The 18885-nt window shown below is 59.1% G+C and carries 16 protein-coding genes and 2 pseudogenes; 7 read left to right on the top strand and 11 right to left on the bottom strand.

Translation table 11 applies throughout. The features are described 5' to 3' along the window. Positions 1-172 precede the first annotated feature (172 nt). The gene (locus tag AC0QKW_RS24025) at positions 173-3379 is read right to left on the bottom strand and encodes a valine--tRNA ligase (protein WP_473153634.1); all 3207 of its coding nucleotides are present in this window, start codon (positions 3377-3379) and stop codon (positions 173-175) included. Positions 3380-3530: 151 nt separating this feature from the next. On the opposite strand from AC0QKW_RS24025, the gene tsaE reads away from it, so the two are divergent. The 4 genes from tsaE to AC0QKW_RS24005 all read left to right on the top strand — a co-directional run bounded on the left by tsaE (position 3531) and on the right by AC0QKW_RS24005 (position 5809). Further along, positions 3531-4004: a tRNA (adenosine(37)-N6)-threonylcarbamoyltransferase complex ATPase subunit type 1 TsaE gene (gene tsaE, locus AC0QKW_RS24020; protein ID WP_473153665.1), complete on the top strand. Its 474-nt coding sequence runs from the start codon at positions 3531-3533 to the stop codon at positions 4002-4004. Positions 4005-4006: 2 nt separating this feature from the next. Continuing rightward, complete coding sequence (locus AC0QKW_RS24015) at positions 4007-4480, top strand: EVE domain-containing protein (protein WP_473153633.1); 474 nt, start codon at positions 4007-4009, stop codon at positions 4478-4480. A 141-nt stretch (positions 4481-4621) separates the two neighbouring features. After that, complete coding sequence (locus AC0QKW_RS24010) at positions 4622-5335, top strand: pyridoxine 5'-phosphate synthase (protein WP_473153632.1); 714 nt, start codon at positions 4622-4624, stop codon at positions 5333-5335. A 141-nt stretch (positions 5336-5476) separates the two neighbouring features. Next, on the top strand, positions 5477-5809 hold the full coding sequence (locus AC0QKW_RS24005) for an MgPME-cyclase complex family protein (protein WP_473153631.1): 333 nt from the start codon (positions 5477-5479) through the stop codon (positions 5807-5809). A gap of 82 nt (positions 5810-5891) precedes the next feature. On the opposite strand, the gene AC0QKW_RS24000 is transcribed toward AC0QKW_RS24005, so the two are convergent. Further along, positions 5892-6935 carry a cysteine hydrolase family protein gene (locus AC0QKW_RS24000; protein ID WP_473153630.1) on the bottom strand — a complete coding sequence of 348 codons (1044 nt, stop codon included), beginning with the start codon at positions 6933-6935 and terminating at the stop codon, positions 5892-5894. Between the two features lie 361 nt (positions 6936-7296). Here AC0QKW_RS24000 and AC0QKW_RS23995 point away from each other — a divergent pair, with 361 nt between their 5' ends. After that, positions 7297-9519: a PhoX family protein gene (locus tag AC0QKW_RS23995; RefSeq protein ID WP_473153629.1), complete on the top strand. Its 2223-nt coding sequence runs from the start codon at positions 7297-7299 to the stop codon at positions 9517-9519. A 172-nt stretch (positions 9520-9691) separates the two neighbouring features. Here the strand turns inward: AC0QKW_RS23995 and AC0QKW_RS23990 are convergent, their stop codons facing one another. Further along, a complete protein-coding gene (locus tag AC0QKW_RS23990; protein WP_473153628.1) occupies positions 9692-9949 on the bottom strand; it encodes a CRR7 family NDH-1 assembly protein in 258 nt (85 codons plus the stop codon). A 17-nt stretch (positions 9950-9966) separates the two neighbouring features. Then, a pseudogene (locus AC0QKW_RS23985) lies at positions 9967-10173 on the bottom strand (hypothetical protein); the annotation flags it as partial. A gap of 206 nt (positions 10174-10379) precedes the next feature. On the opposite strand from AC0QKW_RS23985, the gene sir reads away from it, so the two are divergent. Next, positions 10380-12311 (top strand): sulfite reductase, ferredoxin dependent, encoded by a 1932-nt coding sequence (sir, locus tag AC0QKW_RS23980; protein ID WP_473153627.1) that lies wholly within the window; start codon positions 10380-10382, stop codon positions 12309-12311. An 81-nt stretch (positions 12312-12392) separates the two neighbouring features. Here the strand turns inward: sir and AC0QKW_RS23975 are convergent, their stop codons facing one another. The 5 genes and pseudogenes from AC0QKW_RS23975 to AC0QKW_RS23955 all read right to left on the bottom strand — a co-directional run bounded on the left by AC0QKW_RS23975 (position 12393) and on the right by AC0QKW_RS23955 (position 16106). Beyond that, the gene (locus AC0QKW_RS23975) at positions 12393-12602 is read right to left on the bottom strand and encodes a hypothetical protein (RefSeq protein WP_473153626.1); all 210 of its coding nucleotides are present in this window, start codon (positions 12600-12602) and stop codon (positions 12393-12395) included. A 115-nt stretch (positions 12603-12717) separates the two neighbouring features. Further along, positions 12718-12810, bottom strand: a pseudogene (locus AC0QKW_RS23970) (cation:proton antiporter); the annotation flags it as partial. Positions 12811-13010: 200 nt separating this feature from the next. Then, positions 13011-13799, bottom strand: coding sequence for a response regulator (locus tag AC0QKW_RS23965; protein ID WP_473153625.1), 789 nt, complete (start codon positions 13797-13799; stop codon positions 13011-13013). Between the two features lie 322 nt (positions 13800-14121). Beyond that, positions 14122-15150, bottom strand: a complete 1029-nt coding sequence (locus tag AC0QKW_RS23960; protein ID WP_473153624.1) for a response regulator — start codon at positions 15148-15150, stop codon at positions 14122-14124. A 59-nt stretch (positions 15151-15209) separates the two neighbouring features. After that, entirely contained in the window at positions 15210-16106 is an 897-nt protein-coding gene (locus AC0QKW_RS23955) for a tRNA (5-methylaminomethyl-2-thiouridine)(34)-methyltransferase MnmD (protein WP_473153623.1), read from the bottom strand. Positions 16107-16498: 392 nt separating this feature from the next. Between AC0QKW_RS23955 and AC0QKW_RS23950 the strand changes: the two genes are divergently transcribed. Then, positions 16499-18223, top strand: a complete 1725-nt coding sequence (locus tag AC0QKW_RS23950; RefSeq protein WP_473153622.1) for a diflavin flavoprotein — start codon at positions 16499-16501, stop codon at positions 18221-18223. Between the two features lie 197 nt (positions 18224-18420). On the opposite strand, the gene AC0QKW_RS23945 is transcribed toward AC0QKW_RS23950, so the two are convergent. Continuing rightward, a complete protein-coding gene (locus AC0QKW_RS23945) occupies positions 18421-18633 on the bottom strand; it encodes a type II toxin-antitoxin system HicB family antitoxin (protein WP_473153621.1) in 213 nt (70 codons plus the stop codon). Between the two features lies 1 nt (position 18634). Next, positions 18635-18883 carry a type II toxin-antitoxin system HicA family toxin gene (locus AC0QKW_RS23940; RefSeq protein ID WP_473153620.1) on the bottom strand — a complete coding sequence of 83 codons (249 nt, stop codon included), beginning with the start codon at positions 18881-18883 and terminating at the stop codon, positions 18635-18637. Between the last annotated feature and the right edge of the window lie 2 nt (positions 18884-18885).

The raw sequence follows: 18885 nt of genomic DNA, 5'->3' as shown, positions 1-18885 counted from the left end.
GGGCTGGTCTGAAGGCGGCTAGATCTGGTTAAGGAAGTCGGCCAGATCGTCGGTCTTTAGGGCAGAGATTCGCCATCGAGCACAGCCCTCAGCAATGAAGACGCTAGACTGGCGCTGCAAACGGCCCTGGCCAGCCTCAGTAGATTGCAGAGTCCCCGTAGCCGCAGTAGCCTTACAGCATTGCCAGCCGCGACTTCAGGATCGCCGCCTGGGCCTCCGCCTCCGCCAGGGCATCGCGCGCCCCCTGCACCACTTCAGCGGGGGCTTTATCGACAAAGCCGGAGTTGCTGAGGCGACCGGAGAGCGACTTGATTTCGCCTTCCACCTTGGCCAGGTCTTTCTCCACCTTGGCTTTCAACGCATCCACATCGACCACCCCAGTGAGGGGAATCAGCACCTGTACCGTACCGGTGACGCCAGCAAATAGCTTTTGGGCAGGCTCTGAGGGTTGATCAGGGACGGGGGCATCGCTAGCCACAGCCACAGAACGGGGCTTGGTGACCCTGGGGGGTGCCGTGTCGGAGCCAAAGATGTTGCGCCGCCAGGTTTGGTAGGTCTGGGCCAGGCGATCGCGGTCTTGCCCCGTCAGCAAATTCTGCCGGACAAAGGTAAACACCACCCACAGCCCCACCAGCTCCATCAGGGTGCCAAAGATGGGCGTGCTATCCACCGCCGCCACAACGGCCCCAGAGAACCGCAGCAAAATTATCCCCGCTAAAATCCACAGCAGCGTATAAGCCGGGCGGCGAATGTCGGCAAAGAACGACCCAGCGTAATGCAGGGGTTCTTCAAACAGGGGCAGCATGGTGTGCCAAAAGTCTTGCACCTCGGCCACCACGGGGTTGTTGCTAAACTGGGCCAGCGGGTTCGCCAGATCCACCTCGGCTGCGGGGGGGCTGGAGTGGGCGGTAGATACCGGCTGCTGGCCACCGAGAATCACCAGGGTGTCGATCTTGCCCAGGTCTTTGATGTAGTCGGCGGTGGCTTGCAGAATGTGGCGCTCGTCATCGCTCTCACTTTCGAGAATGGTCTCAATGCGCAGGCCGGGCTTAATGCCCGCCTCGGCCCGCAGATTGCGCACCGTGCGTACGGTGTTAAACACCAGGTTAAACTGCTGTTCTAACCCGTCATCCACCAGGCCTGCAAAGGGGGTGGGGTAGGGCTGCACGGCAAGAAACTGGTCGTCGCCCACCTGGCTGAGGGTGTGCCACACCTCTTCAGTGATGTGGGGCATGAAGGGGTGCAGCAGCTTGAGAATGCCGTCGAGCACAAAGGCCAGGGTCTGCTGGGCCACCCGCTTCGAGGCCGGATCATCGCCCTGGAGTCGGGGTTTCACCAGCTCGATGTACCAGTCGCAGAAGTCGCCCCAGGTAAACTCGTAGATATCTTTGGCGGCTTCGCCCATGCCGTAGGCGTCGAGATGGTCGCGCACGCTGGTCACCACCCGGTTATAGCGCGAGAGAATCCAGCGATCGGCCAGCTCTAGGTGGTCTAGATCGGGCACGCCCAGGTCGGCAGGAGACTGTCCGCCCAGGTTCATCATCACAAAGCGAGAGGCGTTCCACAGCTTGTTGGTAAAGTTGCGGCTGGCCTCGACCGAGACCGACTCGTCCGTTTTGCGATCGTACTCTAGGCGAATGTCTTGGCCCGCCCCGGTAACCTCGCGAATCAGGGCGTAGCGCAGAGCGTCGGTGCCGTACTTGTTGATCAGCACCAGGGGGTCGATGCCGTTGTTGGCCGACTTCGACATTTTTTTGTTGTTTTCGTCGCGCACCAGGCCGTGGATGTAGACGGTCTCAAAGGGCATGGTGTCGGTAAAGTGCCCCGCCATCAGGGTCATGCGGGCCACCCAAAAAAAGATGATGTCGAAGCCCGTGACCAGGGTGGTGGTGGGGTAGTAGGTTTGGAAGTCTTGGGCCGACTCATCGGGCCAGCCCATGGTGGAGAAGGGCCACAGACCCGACGAAAACCAGGTGTCGAGCACGTCGGGGTCGCGTGCTAGGGTCACCCATTCGCCAAACCGCTCGGTGGCCTTGGCCTTGGCTTCGGCCTCGGTGGCGGCCACCACAAAGGGGGTGTCGTCGGTAATATCGCCGCCGGTCTCGCTCACCGCGTACCAGGCCGGGATCTGGTGCCCCCACCAGAGCTGGCGAGAGATGCACCAGTCTTTGAGGTTGACCAGCCAGTCGCGGTAGACCTTCGTCCAGCGCTCGGGCACAAACTTGGGTTCGTGGCGGTTGTCGAGATACTCTAGCGCCTTGTCTGCCAGGGGGCGAATGTTGACGAACCACTGGGTCGAGAGCAGCGGCTCGACCGGCACCTTGCCGCGATCGCTGTAGGGCACCGTATGGCGATAGTCTTCGACCTTGACCAAAAAGCCTTCGACATCGAGCCGGGTAACGACGGCCTTGCGGGCGTCGAAGCGATCGCGCCCCGCAAACGGCCCCGCATTCTCATTCATGGTGCCGTCTTTGTGCATGACGGTGATCAGGGGCAGGTTGTGGCGCTGGCCCATGGCAAAGTCGTTGGGGTCGTGGGCGGGGGTGACCTTGACGCAGCCGGTGCCAAACTCAGCATCCACGTAGTCGTCAGCAATCACGGGGATTTCCCGATTCACGATCGGCAGCAGCAGAGTTTTGCCGACCACATCGCGATACCGCTCATCGTTGGGGTTGACCGCTACCGCCGTGTCGCCCAGCATGGTCTCGGGGCGCGTCGTCGCCACCTCCAGGTAGCCCGAGCCATCGGTAAAGGGGTAGCGGAAGTGCCAGAGATTGCCATCAACTTCCTTCTGCTCGACCTCTAGATCAGACACCGCCGACTGGCTGGCGGGGCACCAGTTGACCATGTAGTTGCCTCGGTAGATCAGCCCCTCGTCGTAGAGCTGGGTAAAGGCGGTGAGCACCGCGTGGGAAAGGCCTTCATCCATGGTGAAGCGCTCGCGGCTCCAGTCTACCGAGACCCCCAGCTTGCGCAGCTGGTTGACGATGGTGCCGCCCGACTCGGCCTTCCAGTCCCAGGCGCGCTCTAGGTAGCGATCGCGTCCCAGTTCTTCTTTACTGGTGCCCTCGACCTGCATCTGGCGATCGAGAATGGTGGCCACCGCAATGCTGGCGTGGTCGGTGCCGGGCAGCCACAGGGTGTTGCGCCCGGCCATCCGCTGATAGCGCACAATGGTGTCGATCAGCGCGTTCTCAAAGGCGTGGCCCATGTGCAGGCTGCCGGTCACATTCGGCGGCGGAATCACCACGCAGAAGGGCTGACCGGGATGGTCGGGGTCGGCCTTAAAGACCTGGTTCTCTTCCCACTGGGTTTGCCACTTGGTCTCAGTCTGGGTGGGGTCGTACTGGGCAGAGAGCGCGGGAACGGTGGCCGTCATCACAAAACCTGAAGCATGGGGACTGTTGTTAGAAACAGTTTACCTAGGGATTCTGCCATTTTGATAATGGATAGGCGATCGGGGTTAGTGGACAAGGCGGCGGAGTCAGCGTTAAAGGATAGCTATGGGTATGGGGGCGAACTTGAGAAGCATAGAAATCGATCTGGTGGACGCGCAGGCTACTCAGGAGCTGGGGCAGCGGCTGGGGCAGGGCTGCCCAGCAGGGACAGTGCTGCTGCTGGCGGGCGACCTGGGCAGCGGCAAGACCACCCTGGTGCAGGGGCTGGGGCTAGGGCTGGGCATCGCTGAGCCGATCAGCAGCCCCACCTTTACACTCATCAATGAGTATCTGGAGGGGCGCATTCCCCTTTACCATGTGGATCTGTATCGCCTAGACCCAGCCCAGGTAGACTCCCTAGAGTTAGAAAACTATTGGGATGCCGTCGAAACTCCGGCCGGGATCGTGGCGATCGAGTGGGCTGAGCGGTTAAGGGAGCTTCCCCCTGAGGCTATTCAGCTAAAGCTCAAAGATAACCCTAGGGGTGGGCGAACGATTACACTGATGGCCGCTGAAGTGGTTCAAATTGCGTTATTAGAAACGATCACGGGTGAAAAAGGTAGCTAGCAATGGCCTATTGGCTGATGAAATCTGAGCCCGATGTGTACAGCATTGACGACCTAGAGCGCGATCGCACCGAACTCTGGGACGGCGTGCGCAACTACCAGGCCCGCAACTTTCTCACCAGCATGGCCCTGGGCGACAAAGCCTTTTTCTACCACTCCAACACCAAGCCGCCGGGCATCGTCGGGCTGATGGAAATTGTTGAAACCAACGTGGTTGACCCCACCCAGTTTGACAGCGCCAGCAAATACTACGACCCCAAATCTCCGACCGACAAACCACGCTGGCACACGGTCACGGTCGGCTACGTAGAAACGTTCCAGGCCTGCGTCACCCTAGATGATCTGCGTGCCGCCTTTACCCCCGAGGAACTGTGGGTCGTGCGTCGGGGCAATCGCCTCTCAGTCATGCCTGTAGAAGATGCCGTGGCCGAAAAACTGCTGACCATGGCTCGGGCTAGCGCGCCCTTAAGGTCGTGACGATAACGTCGTGACAATTGCCAGTAGCTACGCCAGGGTATGCAACTATCACCACCACCCTTAGGCAGCTAAATAGCCGGAGGGTGAACGATAGGGTAGGATCATAAACTGTAGAGTTTGTAGCCGCTTGGGAGCGATCGCTTGCCTACCCTGGGAGTCAACATTGACCACATTGCCACGGTGCGCCAGGCCCGTCGCACCGTCGAGCCCGACCCGGTAGGGGCGGCGGTGCTGGCTGAGCTAGCCGGGGCCGACGGCATCACCGTGCACCTGCGCGAAGACCGTCGCCACATGCAAGATCGCGACGTGCGCCTGCTGCGGCAAACCGTACGCACCCACCTCAACCTAGAGATGGCCGCTACAGACGAAATGGTGGCGATCGCCCTCGATATCAAACCCGACTACGTCACCCTAGTGCCCGAGCGGCGCGAAGAGGTGACCACCGAAGGCGGCCTCGACGTAGCCGGTCAGATTGATCGCATGTCTGCCGTGGTCGGCACCCTCCAGGGAGCTGGTATTCCCGTCAGTCTGTTTATTGACGCCACCGCCGACCAGATTGCCGCTTCAGCCCAGTCGGGGGCGCAGTTCATTGAGCTGCACACTGGCCCCTATGCCGAGGCCAAGGCCGAAGACGAGATCCTTCGCCAGCTCGACATTCTCACCGAGGGCACCGCCAAAGCCCTGACCCTCGGCCTGCGGGTCAACGCGGGCCACGGTCTCACCTACTGGAACACTACCCCAGTCGCCCGCATCCCCGGCATGGAAGAGCTCAACATCGGCCACAGTATCATTAGCCGGGCTGTGCTGGTGGGCCTAGAGCGCGCCGTGCGCGAGATGAAGGCGCTGATCGTTTAGGGAGGGTGATGGCGGAAAATTTTGAGTTCTGAATTTTGGATATGGAACTTTGAGCAGATGGTCAATAAATAACGTCAAAACTCAACACTAAGCCCTTAAAACTCCCTATCCACCCACCCCTACTCAACAGGAGATCCCGTTATGACCACCTACTATTACGCCGTTGCCAGCCAAAAATTTTTGCTCGAAGAAGAGCCCCTCGAAGAAGTGCTCAAGGAGCGTCGCCGCCACTACCAAGAGCAGGAGCAAGAGGTCAATTTTTGGCTGGTAAAATCGCCTGCTTTTTTGGATGCGCCAGAGCTAGCTGCGGTTAAGGCACAGTGCCCCCAACCCGCCGTAGCCCTGGTATCGACCAGCAAGCAGTTTATTACCTGGGTCAAACTGCGGTTTGAATACGTCGCCACCGGCGAGTTTGAAGCTCCCACTGCTACCATTGCCGATCCGCTGGCCTCACTGGAAGCGGTGGCCTCTTAACGGCCAGCCTAGCCGCTGTTGCTCAGAGGTACAGCGGCTGGCCATTGCTCAGTAGATATGTGGAATACCCTCACCGTTTTGACTACAGGCTAGAACCGTCTAACCCTGGCCATGCGGTTATGGGGGTGGTCGACTCGACTCGGTGCATACCCGCCTCAGCAAAGCGTTGATAGGTCGCCTCCGCCTGGTCGGTAAAGTCAACCACGCCAGGGACAACGACGGGGGAGGTGCAGTCGTCGAGCAGGTAGACCTTGCGGGCCAGGGTCGGATCGGTGGCCTGAATATCGCTCAGCAGATCGGCCACCGTCCAGGCGACGCAGTGGCTCTTGGCCTGGCCTGCCACGACGACGGCATCGTACTCTAGCAGGGTTTGAATTAAGGGGGTGTTTTTCTGGGCGATCGCCCCACCTTGGCCATCCTCCATCACCTCCGGGCTCAGCACCGAATAGTTTTCGGTCAGCGGATTGCTGCCCTTAAGCTCAAAGCGGGTCTGGCTCTGGCGGGCGATGGTGTGCACAAAGCAGGCTTCCTCAATGGCCGACACCAGGGCGTGGCCAATGCCCCCCAGCATTGAGTGGTAGGGCCAGATGGTAAGGGGATATTTGCCGCGATCGTCCAGGGTTTTGGTGTAGTGCAGGGCGTATTCTTGCAGATCCCGAGGAAAGCTGAGATTTGCGGCTACGGAGGGATTCACCCGCCACTTGCCCTGCACCACATCGTCGTAGTGAATCAGCGTCATCGGCGGCGGGTTATGGCCCTCGGCATCGACCCAAAAGGCGGGGTGAAACACCTGCATGGCCTGGTGGGTGTCGAGGGTGGCGGTGATGGCGGTAATGCTGCCCAGGTTGCGGTAGATAAACTCCGTTAGACGGTGGTTGTCATCCACCGCGCCGCGCCCCGATCGCCCCCCCACAAACAGCTCAAAGCCCGGAATGCAGAAGGTGTTTTGCACATCGATCAACAGCAGGCAGAGACGGCGGCCATCCTCAGCGGCAGGGGCAATGCCGTGGCTAGCCGCCCAGGACTGGGCGTCGACCGCCCGCTGTTGGTAGGGCACCGGCCACACTTCCCCAACGCGGCTAGCATCAAAGAAGGTAGGAACCGGCAAAACGACAGAAGAGGCCATAGCGTGGGACGAGAAACTACGGTTGCGAATAGTTCAATTCTAAGCCTGACGGCAGTGTAGCTGATTCGGTCAGCGCCATAGTTCCATGGGGTTAAGCCATCAAACCCTCAAGCCTTTTGAGCCGTTGCCTCGATTCGTTCTATCCGTCAAGCTGCCATAGGCTCTAGCCGTTTGCGGTCACGGCAAACTTCAGCTTTTCTTCAACCCGCTCAAACTCCCATAAATCATGGGGTTAAGCCGAGGGTTAAGACATCTTTCCCATCCCTTAAGAAAAAGATTGACGGCGCTTAATTCATTCCTCACCATGGCCTCATATTATCTGCTCGGCAATAAATGATTAATCTGGGGAGCCCTGACCACAATGGCCAAAAAGCAAGATTTTCGCGCCGTCCTCAAAAAGGTAGTAAACATTGAGGATGAAAATCACAATCCGTCCAATAACGAGTCTTTCCATGCAGTGCTAGAGCGGGCCCGGCTCGGCAGGCGGGGCTTTCTCAAGGGCAGTTCTTCCTTGGTTGCCGCTTCTATGCTGGGCGGTAGCATGGCCTTTCTAGCCAACTCGGTGAAAAAAGAGACCGCCGCCGCTGCCAACCTCAGCCTCAGCTTTTCGCCCGTGCCCAAGAGCATTGCTGACACCCTAATTGTGCCCGAGGGCTACACCGCACGGGTGCTGCTGGCGACGGGCGATCCGCTCAAGAGCAACGTGTCTGCCTATAAAAACGACGGCACCGACACCGACTTTGAGGTGCGGGCAGGCGACCACCACGACGCCATGCACTACTTCGGTATGAATCGGGCTGGCAATGGCTGGGACCCCAACGGCAGCGATCGCGCCCTGCTGTGCATTAACCACGAGGTCTGTGAAGACCTGGGCTTTGTGCACCCCAATGGCCCCACCAACTATGGCCCCGAGAGCACCGACGCCCGCCCGGCGATCGAAATCGACAAAGAAGTGGCCGCCCACGGCGTCACCGTGGTGGAAGTGGTGAAGCAGGGATCGACCTACGAAGTCAACCGCAATTCGCGCTTTAACCATCGGCTTACCGCCGCCACCCGCTGCCAGATCAGCGGGCCGGCCCGCCGCAGCCCCATGATGGCCACGGCCTTTTCCCCCAGCGGTGAGCAGACCCGCGGCACCCTCAACAACTGCGCCAACGGTTACACCCCCTGGGGCACCTACCTCACCTGTGAGGAAAACTGGGTCGGCTACTTTAACCGCCGCGAAGACGACACGGCCCGCACCGCTAAAGAATTGGCCTCCTTTAATCGCTACGGTCTGGGCAATGCTACCTCGGGTCGCTACAACTGGTCGCGGGCCGACGCCACTGGCAACCCCGATCTCTATCGGCGCTGGGATGCCAGCAAAACCGCTGACCGCCCCAACCAGGACTATCGCAACGTGGCCAACACCTTTGGCTGGGTAGTAGAGCTCGACCCCTTTAACCCCAATGCCATGCCACAAAAACGCACGGCGATCGGGCGCTTTGCCCACGAGGGCTGCTGGCCGGCGGCCCCCGTGGCGGGTCAACCACTGGTGTTTTACTCTGGCGACGACGCCCGCAACGAGTACACCTACAAGTTTGTCTCCGCCGCCCAGTGGGACCCCCGCGACGCCAACCGGGGCATGGCCGCTGGAGATAAGTACCTGAATGCAGGCACCCTCTACGCCGCTAAGTTTAACGACGATGGCACTGGCGAATGGTTGCCCCTGACCCTGAACAATCCCAAAATTGCCAACTACGCCGACTACGCCTTTGCCGACGAGGCCGACGTGCTGATCAATGCCCGCATCGCCGCCGATGCCGCCGGGGCCACCAAGATGGATCGTCCTGAGTGGGGCGGCGTCAACCCGGTCAACGGTGAGGTCTATCTCACCCTAACCAACAACGTGTCGAGCAGCAGCGGGCGCGGCGTCAGAACCCCCTTGAATGCCGCCAATCCTCGCTACTACGCCGATGCCAAGGGCGAAAGCGTCAGCAGGGGCAACGTCAACGGCCACGTGGTGCGCTGGCGCGAAGCCAGAGACAACCACGCCGCCACCACCTTTACCTGGGATGTCTACCTGTTTGGGGCGCGGGCCACGGCGGCGGCCGATGTCAACCTGTCTGGCCTGAGCGATGACAATGATTTCTCTAGCCCCGATGGTCTGTGGTTTAGTGAGGCGGTGCCCGGCCTGCTGTGGCTGCAAACCGACGACGGCTACATCACCGATAGCACCAACTGCATGATGCTGGCGGCGCTGCCCGGTAGCGTAGGCGACGGCGGGGCCAAAATGGTCAACAACAAAGCCGTGCCCGTCAACGGCGATGCCGATCAGCAGGTAAAAACCTACATGGGTAAGGAAGCCAGCCCCACGGTGCTGCGTCGCTTTCTGGTGGGGCCGCGCGATTGCGAGATCACCGGCATCACCGAGTCGCCCGATGGCCGGGTGATTTTCGTCAACATCCAACACCCCGGCGAAAACAGCACCTCGGCCACTGACCCGACCCAGTTCACCAGCCACTGGCCCGACGGCGGCAATGCTCGCCCCCGCTCGGCCACGGTGGTGATCACCCGCAACGACGGCGGCAAGATCGCGGTTTAATCTCAAACCTGGGCCTACGATCGCCCTGGGCGGGTAAACGGCTGTTTACCCGCCCAGGGCGGTTATTTTTCGGCATTGCTGGATTCAGGTATGAATCAAACATGCCAACGGCTCTCGTAAGAGCAAACGGCCGTTTGCCCCTACCCAAATTCATGCGTCGGTTCAGCAACGCCTATTTTTCTAACCGCACCACGTACCACTGCATGGCTTCGCCCGGTGCCAGCTCTAGTTCGCAGGCGGTGTCGCGCAGGTGCCGGGCCTGCTCGGCCACGGTGGCAAAGCGCTGGAGGTCGCGGGGCAAGAATTCCTGGCGATCGCCCAGCAGCCCCACCAGTTTCTCCAGCAGTTCCTCCGGCGTGAGAAACACCTCCGCCTCACCGGGCATCAGTACTACAAACATCTCTTCTTGGTACATGAGGGCGTCGGGCATGGCGGGGTGGGGGGTGGCTAGGAGGTTAGAAAGTTGAAAGAGTGGGGGTTGAAGGCTTTACAAGGCGGTGGCGCGGAAGGTGCGATCGCTACTGTCTCGCCGGTTTGTTTGACCATAAACAGACCCTGCCGGTAGGCATAGCGATCGGTGCTTGGGTCACTCTCAATAACAGCCACAGCCCCGTAGATTTGGTAGCCGCCGTAGTGGGGCAAGGCCTGCTTGAAGAGTCATAACATCCTGTGAACTAAAGGTCGGAATTGGGGAAAATCTTTGGATCCCAATGATATGATTAGCTAGGATTCACCACAATCCCGACCGAGTTACCGGAGAATTATAATCACTCCGTTCCTCACAATTTAGTCTACAGGGTAGCGCTAGACCGATGGCGCTGCTCTGCGGGCCTGCTCTCTACGGTCATTTTCTTGCTGCCATGGTTCAGACGCCGATCAAACCCAGTTCTACTGCCCCCGGGCTAACTCCCTCCAAGGTGGAGGTGATTAAAGAAAACAGCCACTTCCTGCTCGAACCGGTGGCCAGTGAGCTGCTGCAAGATACCAGCCACTTTTCTGAACCGGCGATTCAAATTCTCAAGTTTCACGGCTCATACCAGCAGGACAACCGCGACAACCGGGCCAAGGGCCAAGAGAAGGACTACCAGATGATGTTGCGCACCCGCAATCCGGGTGGCTACATTTCCCCTGAGCTGTATCTGACCCTCGATCGCCTCTCCGACGAGTACGGCAACGGCACCCTGCGGGCCACCACCCGCCAGGGCATTCAGCTCCACGGGGTGCTGAAGCAAAACCTGAAGGCCACCATCGGGGCGATCGTGCGCAGTCTAGGCTCGACCTTGGGGGCCTGCGGCGACCTCAACCGCAACGTCATGGCCCCGCCCGCGCCCTACAAAAACCGGCCCGAATACCTGCTGGCGCAGGAATACGCCAACAACATTGCCGACCTGCTGCGACCCCAGACCGAGGCCTACTACGAGATCTGGCTCGACGGCGAAAAGTTTCTCAGTGCTGAAGAGCACCCCGACGTGGTGGCGGCCCGCCAGCGCAACGGCAACGGCACCATCATTCACAACAACCCGGAGCCGATCTACGGCACCCACTACATGCCCCGCAAGTTTAAGTGCGCGGTGACGGTGCCCGGCGACAACTCTATCGATGCCTATACCCACGATGTCACCCTGGTGGTGATCACCGATAAGGCTGGCCAGCTCAAGGGCTTTAACGTGCTGGCGGGGGGTGGCCTGGGCCGCACCCACAACAAAGAAGAAACCTTTGCCCGCGCTGCCGACGAGATTGGCTACGTGGACAAGGCCGATGTCTATGAGCTGATGAAGGCGATCGTGGCCACCCAGCGCGACTATGGCGATCGCCACGATCGCCGCCACGCCCGCATGAAGTACCTGATCAACGACTGGGGCGTGGAGCGCTTTCGCCAGCAGGTAGAGACCTATCTGGGCAAGCCGCTGAAGCCCTTCAAAAAGCTGCCCAAGTGGACGTTTTACGACTATCTGGGCTGGCACGAGCAGGGCGACGGCCAGCTGTTTCTGGGGGTGCCCATCGAGAATGGCCGTATTCTCAACCGCGAGGGGCTACAGCTGAAAACGGCGCTGAAGGAAATTGTGCAGCGGTTTAGCCTGCCCATGCTGGTGACGCCGAACCAGAGCGTGCTGTTCTACGAGATCAACCCCGGAGATAAGGAGGAAATTCAGGCGATTCTCACCCGCTGCGGCGTGGCTAAAGAGACCGAGCTAGACCCCCTGGTGCGCTACGCCATGGCCTGCCCTGCTCTGCCCCTGTGCGGCCTGGCGGTGACCGAGAGCGAGCGGATTATGCCTACGGTGCTGGGGCGGCTGCGCGCCCTGCTGACCAAGCTGGGGCTAGAAAATGAGCACTTTGTAGTGCGCATGACCGGCTGCCCCAACGGCTGCGCTCGCCCCTATATGGCGGAGCTGGGCTTTGTGGGCAGTGCCCCAGAGTCGTACCAGGTGTGGCTGGGGGGCTCGCCCCACCAGACCCGGCTGGCCCGCACCTATATGGAGCGGCTGCACGACAACGATCTAGAGACTACCCTGGAGCCGCTGTTTGTGTTCTTCCGCGACGGGCGCAAGCTGGGGGAAAGCTTTGGGGACTTTTGCGATCGCGTCGGTTTTCAGGCCCTGCGCCAGTTTGCCGCCACCTACAACGCCGAGCAGTACACCCCCCGCCACACCAAGGAGGGCCGCCATCGCCTGAGCATCTCCCACGACCTGTTTATGACCCTGCAAGCCACCGCTGAAAAGGAGGGCCGACCCATGGCCCAAGTGATGGCCGACGCCCTAGCGGTCTACCTACAGCAAGCCAGCACCTAAGCAAACGCCGCGATCGCGCTCTGGGGGCAGCCCTAGAGCGCGATCGCGGCGGTCTCAAAGTCTTGACTTAATGGCTATAAGCTAGCGCTTCTCTAGGCCTTGGTTAGGGGCACCTTCTGGGCCTGCGTTGCTGCTGCCGCCTTCGGGTTGAGCAGATTGCTTGCCATCGCCCTCTTCATACATGCCCGTATGCCGCTGGCTCTCGTCAATGGGGGTGTTGTAACCGCCCGTAGCTTGAGTAGATTTGCGATCTTGATCAGATTTGTTAGTCTTGTCGGTTGAGCTAGCCATAACTGCAGCTTCCTAAAGTAAAGGATGTCTGCATAGTAAGAAACCATTTCTCAGCTACCCTCTGTCACCAGAAGGGGATAGCCCTAAGCCCCAGGAGAGATGTACTCAGCAATGGCTATAGCAGCCCTCGGTAGCGAATAAACAACAGCGTGACGGCCCAAGACCCCAGTGCCACCTTGAGCGCCGCCAGAATATTCAGCAGCGGCATGGACGATTGGCCTGAGCACGGCAATCACGATGATTGCTAGATTCCTATTGCCAGAGAACGCTAGGGTGAGGCTTCAGCAGCGTGGGCATCACGGCTGGCGTGTTTGCCGGATTGCTACAGACAAAGCCAAAGGCTACACAACCCAACCTAGGCCTCTTTAGGCATCTTCTCTTTAAAAAGGTTGCCGCCGCAGGTAACCCTTAGTAGACCACCCCTCGATATCGGCGCACAGCGGTGCCATCGACCAACTTTTCCTCGACAGGGGTAGAGGGCAAAGCACTAGTCTTAGGAGTCGGAGGGGGCGTCACCGCTGTCATGCGCCCAGTACCAGTCAGCGTGTCGCCCAGAGAGCGCAACCCTGAGGTGACCCACTCCAAATCGTTGAGGGGGTCAGGCATCGCCCCTGCTGGCTCGGGGGTAGGCTTAGCCGTAGCGGCTAGGGTCAACCCGGCAGGTCTGTTTTTTGGCCCCTGACGCTGTGCCTTAGGTGTGGTAGCGGCAGTGGCCTGGATGGCACTGAGCTGTCGGCGGATATTGAGCAGCACGGTCAGCAAAGCTTTCTCGTTGAGAAAGGGGTAGTCAAGGCTAGTGAGAATGCGCTTGACGTTAGCGGTGGCACTCGTCATTAAGCTATCGCGCTCAAAGCCGCTAAGAAAATCTGTAGCCCCCTGCTGCTGAGCCCAGCGCCGCTCAGTATCGGAGACGTGGAGCTGTCGACAGCGAGTTAAGAAAACCTGAATCTGAGGAAACGCTTCGCGGCACCAGCGGCAAAATTCGTAAGGATTTAGCTCTGGGGCCTCAGCGTCTAGCACAATCACATCGGGCAGGGCCAGCCCAGCTCTGGCAATTTGGCTGAGACAGTCGGCCAAGTCTCGGTCAGCAGGCTCTAAGATAATGGCTAGCTTTTGCGATTTGAGCAGAGCCTGCCAGATCAACCCCTGCAAACGGTTCGCTTGAACAATGAAAGCCAGTTTTTGCGGTGCATCCACGGTGTAAAAAGTCCCTTAAGCGTGTGTCTCAAAAATTCTTGGGTGGTCGTCAGCCCTAGGCAATGTCAAAAATTTTGGGGAAAACCAAGGCTACGAACATAGGGTTGAAGATGAAATAGAGGCTAGATAAGTCGTGTGACTGAAGGCACTGTGTCGAGAACGGTGGCCATAATCTAGTCACAAGTGCTTGGAATCAGGCGCTCTAAGACGGCTTTAGGTGACAAGACTCAGGAGATTATTAATAAACAATAATTGTGATAGGTCTATAGAAAAAGCTAAGTCCGCTACACAATGCCATATTGCACCTTCGATCAAGCCATATTCATACTTGCTGGTGCTCTGTATAGTTGTCGATCGCAGGGCCTCGGCCAGGAACAGTCATGGGTTGATAGTGGCCAATAAACGCCTCAAACTGGTGCACTAGGCTCGGGTTGCGCCACTCCCTCTCGACCTCTTGGCGAATCGTCTGAATCGACTCCTCAAACGAAAAAGCTGGCTTGTAGGGGCGGGCATGGGTGAGGGCATCAAAAATATCGATCAGCTGAAAGACCTGGGCCAGGTAGGGAATAGCATCCCCCTTGAGGCCGTCGGGGTAGCCGCTGCCGTCCCAGCGTTCGTGGTGGTGGCGAATGATCGGCACCACTCCCTGCATGGTGCGCAGGGGACGGCAGATCGATTCACCAATGGCGACATGCTGCTCCATGATGGTGCGCTCCGCCAGGGTAAAGGGGCCAGTTTTGAGCAGCACGGCATCGGGAATGCCAACTTTGCCGATATCGTGCAGATAGCCTGCCCAGGCCAAATCGCGCACCTGCCCTGAGGACAGGCCGAGGTATTCGCCAAAGGCCCGCCCCAGGCTGACCAGGCGATCGCAGTGGTCACCGGTATTGGGATCGCGGCTTTCAATGGTGCGAGCGATGGAAAACAGCACCTGCTCGGCGTGGTCGAGGTCTTCGTTGAGGCGCTTCTGGTGAATCAGCGACTTGACCCGGGCCGACAGTTCAAGATTGTCAAAGGGCTTGGTTAAAAAGTCGTCGCCGCCAGCCTCGATGCCCCGCAGCCTGGCTTCGCGATCGCCCAGAGCGGTCACAAACACCACCGGTATCAGCCGCGTGTGATCATTACCTTTAATTTGGCGGCAGACCTCAAAACCATCGAGGCCGGGCATCATTACGTCTAGCAAAATTAGGTCGATCGGGTGCTGTGACACCTGGCCAAGGGCGTTCTGACCGCAGGCAGCCTGGAGCACTTCGTAGCCTTCCACCGCCAGCAGTGCTACGGCAGTCATGCGGCTGGGCGCATGATCATCCACCACCAGCACCCGGGGTTGTGATGAGTTTGGGTAAGGCACAGCAAAAACCTTCAAAGGGCAACAACCAAAGCCATAGAACAATCCGTCAATCTAACGAGTTACCGCTGCCCAGAGGCAGCGTTGGGGGAGGGTAGCCACCGCTTGCGCCACTGGGACGTTGCCCCTAGGGATGAGGTGGCCTGCTCCTGCTGGCGCCGCTGACGAATGGTGTCAGCAGCGTCGGTCAGGGTGGGATCGCGATAGGGCACAGCCGCCCGGGTGAGCAGATGCTCTTGCTCTTGCGGCGACAGGGGCGCAAGACCAGTGGGGCTTTTCTGAGCCAGGGTGCCGGGCCAGCGGCGACCAGCCGCATTGACGGGGCCAATCCATAGACCGGCCATTTGCAGGGCTGTCCGCACCGCTGCTGCACAGGAGTAGGTGACTAGTTTGCCCGAGGGTTTGAGGCAGCGGGCCACCCGCTGAATAAATTCCACCGTCCACAGCTCGGGGCAATGGGGCGGCGAAAAGGGGTCAAAGAACACCACATCGGCCTGAAAGCCCGACTGCTCAACTGTTTGAATGCGCTGGCGGGCATCGCCCCACAGCAGAGAGGCCTCTAGCCCAGGTCGGTGGGCTTGGCCGGTCGCGGCTAACTCCCGCAGGCAGTCTTGCACGGGAGACGGCCAGCCATTAATCAAATCTATCTCCACGGCCCGGCGTGGCACTCGAGGGTCAAGCTCTAGGGCCATCAGTTGAAGACGGCAGGCGGGGTTGACTTGGGCTATGGTGGCTAGGGCTGCCGCCGAGTTGTAGCCCAGGCCGTAGCACACATCCAGCAGTGCCAGACTGGGGCCTTGGGCCAGACTGGCCAGATTCGAAGCTTCGACGTAGGTGGTGTAGGCTTCGGCGTAGGCTCCAGTGCGGCTGTGAAACCACTCGCCAAAATCTTCAGAAAATAGCGTCATCGAACCATCGGCGGTGGGCTCAAGCACCAAGGCTCCGGTTGGAGGTAGCATAGGCAAGCTGGGTTAGATGGCCCAAACCCAAGGTTTGGGATGGTTTGGAATGTGCAAACAGCGCGATTTTCTGCCTGCACTAGTCGAGGGGTTGATCTGTGGGCTGAGCAGCAACCTCATCCTCACAGCCTGAAGCCGTAGGGTGCCCCGTTTGGTGCCGGAGTTACCAGCATCTGGCTGTGCGTGGGGGATCGCTGCCCCTAGGGTACTCGAACTAGAGCCATAGCCATTGACGATGGTTACCGATCGCAATTGGAGTAATAAGAGATTTTGATCCCTAGCCCCCAATTTTTAAGCGAGAATACAGAGAGTTAAGAAACCTTTTGATTGCTAAACCCTGGGTCAACCACCCAGTTTGGCCGAGGGGCACCGAGTTTTGTAGGAGAGTCTCCATGGTTGTAGCGGCACCGACACAAAAACGCCTCACCATTCAAGTCGAAGGGGTGGCCGACGACACCACCACCATTCGCTCTTTGGATTGGGATCGCGATCGCTTTGACATTGAGTTTGGCCTGCAGAACGGCACCACCTATAACTCTTATATTGTGCGGGGCGAAAAGGTCGCCCTAGTCGATACCTCCCACGCCAAGTTTCGCGAGCTGTACCTCAAGACTCTCACGGGCGAGATCGACCCCACCACCATCGACTACCTGGTGATTAGCCACACCGAGCCCGACCACAGCGGCCTGGTACGCGACGTGCTAGAGCTAGCCCCGCAAGCGGTAGTAGTGGGGGCCAAGGTGGCGATCGCCTTTCTCGAAGACCTGGTGCACCGCCCCTTTGAGCGCCTGATCGTCAAAAACGGCGACACCCTGGATTTGGGCAACGGCCATGTACTGGAGTTTGTCAGCGCCCCCAACCTGCACTGGCCCGACACCATCTTTACCTACGACCACAAAACCGGCGTGCTGTTTACCTGCGACGCCTTTGGCCTGCACTATTGCAGCGACGCCCCCTACGACGAAGATTTAGAGGCGATTTCCCCCGATTTTCGCTTTTACTACGAGTGCCTGATGGCCCCCAATGCGCGATCGGTGCTGGGCGCGATGAAGCGCATGGAGGCGCTGCCCCCGGTAACTATCATTGGCACCGGCCACGGCCCTCTGCTGCGCTACAACGTGGGCGAGCTCACGGGCCGCTACCAGCGCTGGAGCCAGGAGAAGACCAAATCCGAAGACCTGGTGGCGGTGTTCTATGTGTCGGACTATGGGTTTAGCGATCGCATCTCCCAGGCGATCGCCCGAGGCATTACCAAAACCGGCGTGGCAGTCGAGATGATGGACATGCGCTCCGCCGACCCCCAGGAGGTGACGGAGCTGGTGGGCCGGGCCAAGGGCCTGGTGATTGGTATGCCGCCTGCGTCTGGGGCGGGTGCCCAAGCCACCCAGACGGCCCTGGGCACGGTGCTGGCCGCCGTGCACGGCAAACAAACCATTGGTCTATACGAGTCCTACGGCGGCGACGACGAGCCGATCGACACCCTGGCTACCAAGTTTCAAGACCTGGAGCTAATTTCTGCCTTTGCCCCCATTCGCATCAAAGACACCCCCACCGAAGGCATCTACCAGTCCTGCGAAGAGGCGGGCACCGACCTAGGCCAGGGCCTCGCCCAATCCGCCAAGCTCAAAAAGCTCAAGTCCCTTGACGCCGATCTAGAAAAAGCCCTGGGCCGCATCAGCAGCGGGCTATACATCATTACCGCCAAAAAGGGCGAACTCTCCAGCGCTATGCTGGCCTCCTGGGTGGCCCAAGCCAGCTTCCAGCCCCTGGGCTTTACGGTGGCAGTGGCCAAAGACCGCGCCATTGAGTCGCTGATGCAGGTGGGCGACACCTTTGTGCTGAATATTTTGGAAGAGGGCAAGCATCTGGGCCTGATGAAGCACTTCTTGAAGCGGTTTGCCCCCGGTGCCGATCGCTTTGCCGGAGTGCGCACCCGCCCCGCCACCAACGGTTCGCCGCTGCTGGCCGATGCCCTGGCCTACGTCGAGTGCGAGGTCACCAGCCGCATGGAGGTGAGCGATCACTGGATTGTCTACTGCACGGTGCAGGACGGCAAGGTGTCTGACCCCGAGGGCCAAACTGCCATCCACCACCGCAAGGTGGGCACCTATTATTGAGGTTGTTCTCAGTCAATAGAAGGTTTGGGGAAGCGGGATGCCGACATTGTTGAGGGTTGGCTCCTGCCGATTTTTCTGCGGTTTATTGACATGACTTCTTTGATGGTTGAAACGCTCGACATTCCTCAGATTCGGCACGTTTTGGTGTCAGATGACCGATTGACGATAGAACTGTCTAACGAGTGCACCATCAAGAACTAGGCAAACAGCAGACGCCCTTTGGGGACAGGAACGGGGCGACCCAGAGATTGAGCTGTCTCGATCCACTCTTGGATGATGACCTCGACGTTGGCGACCGCCTCTTGATAGGTTTCGCCATCGGCAGCACATCCCGGCAGCTCAGGTACTTCAACTACAAAAGCCTGATCGTCTTCGCTCCAGTAGATGATGAGTTCATATTTGATTGGCATTTTACTCTCCTAGCTTATATTTCAAGATTATGGTTCTGACTTGCTTCACTTGGTAAGCTTTGGCTTTATCCTGCTTTGGCTGCAAGTTGAGGATTTCTTCTATGCCTTCCTTCGAGAATATGTGATGGCTGCCCCGTATTCGCTCCTCAAATCCTAGAGCAATAAGCAACTGACATAGCTGAACAAAAGAGATGTTGGCATCCGACGTTCCGCGCAAAATCTTAATTAAGAGTTTATCTTGCTGACCCATGA

The organism is Pseudanabaena sp. PCC 9330 (assembly GCF_055795045.1).
This window is presented reverse-complemented; position numbering and strand designations above follow the sequence as displayed.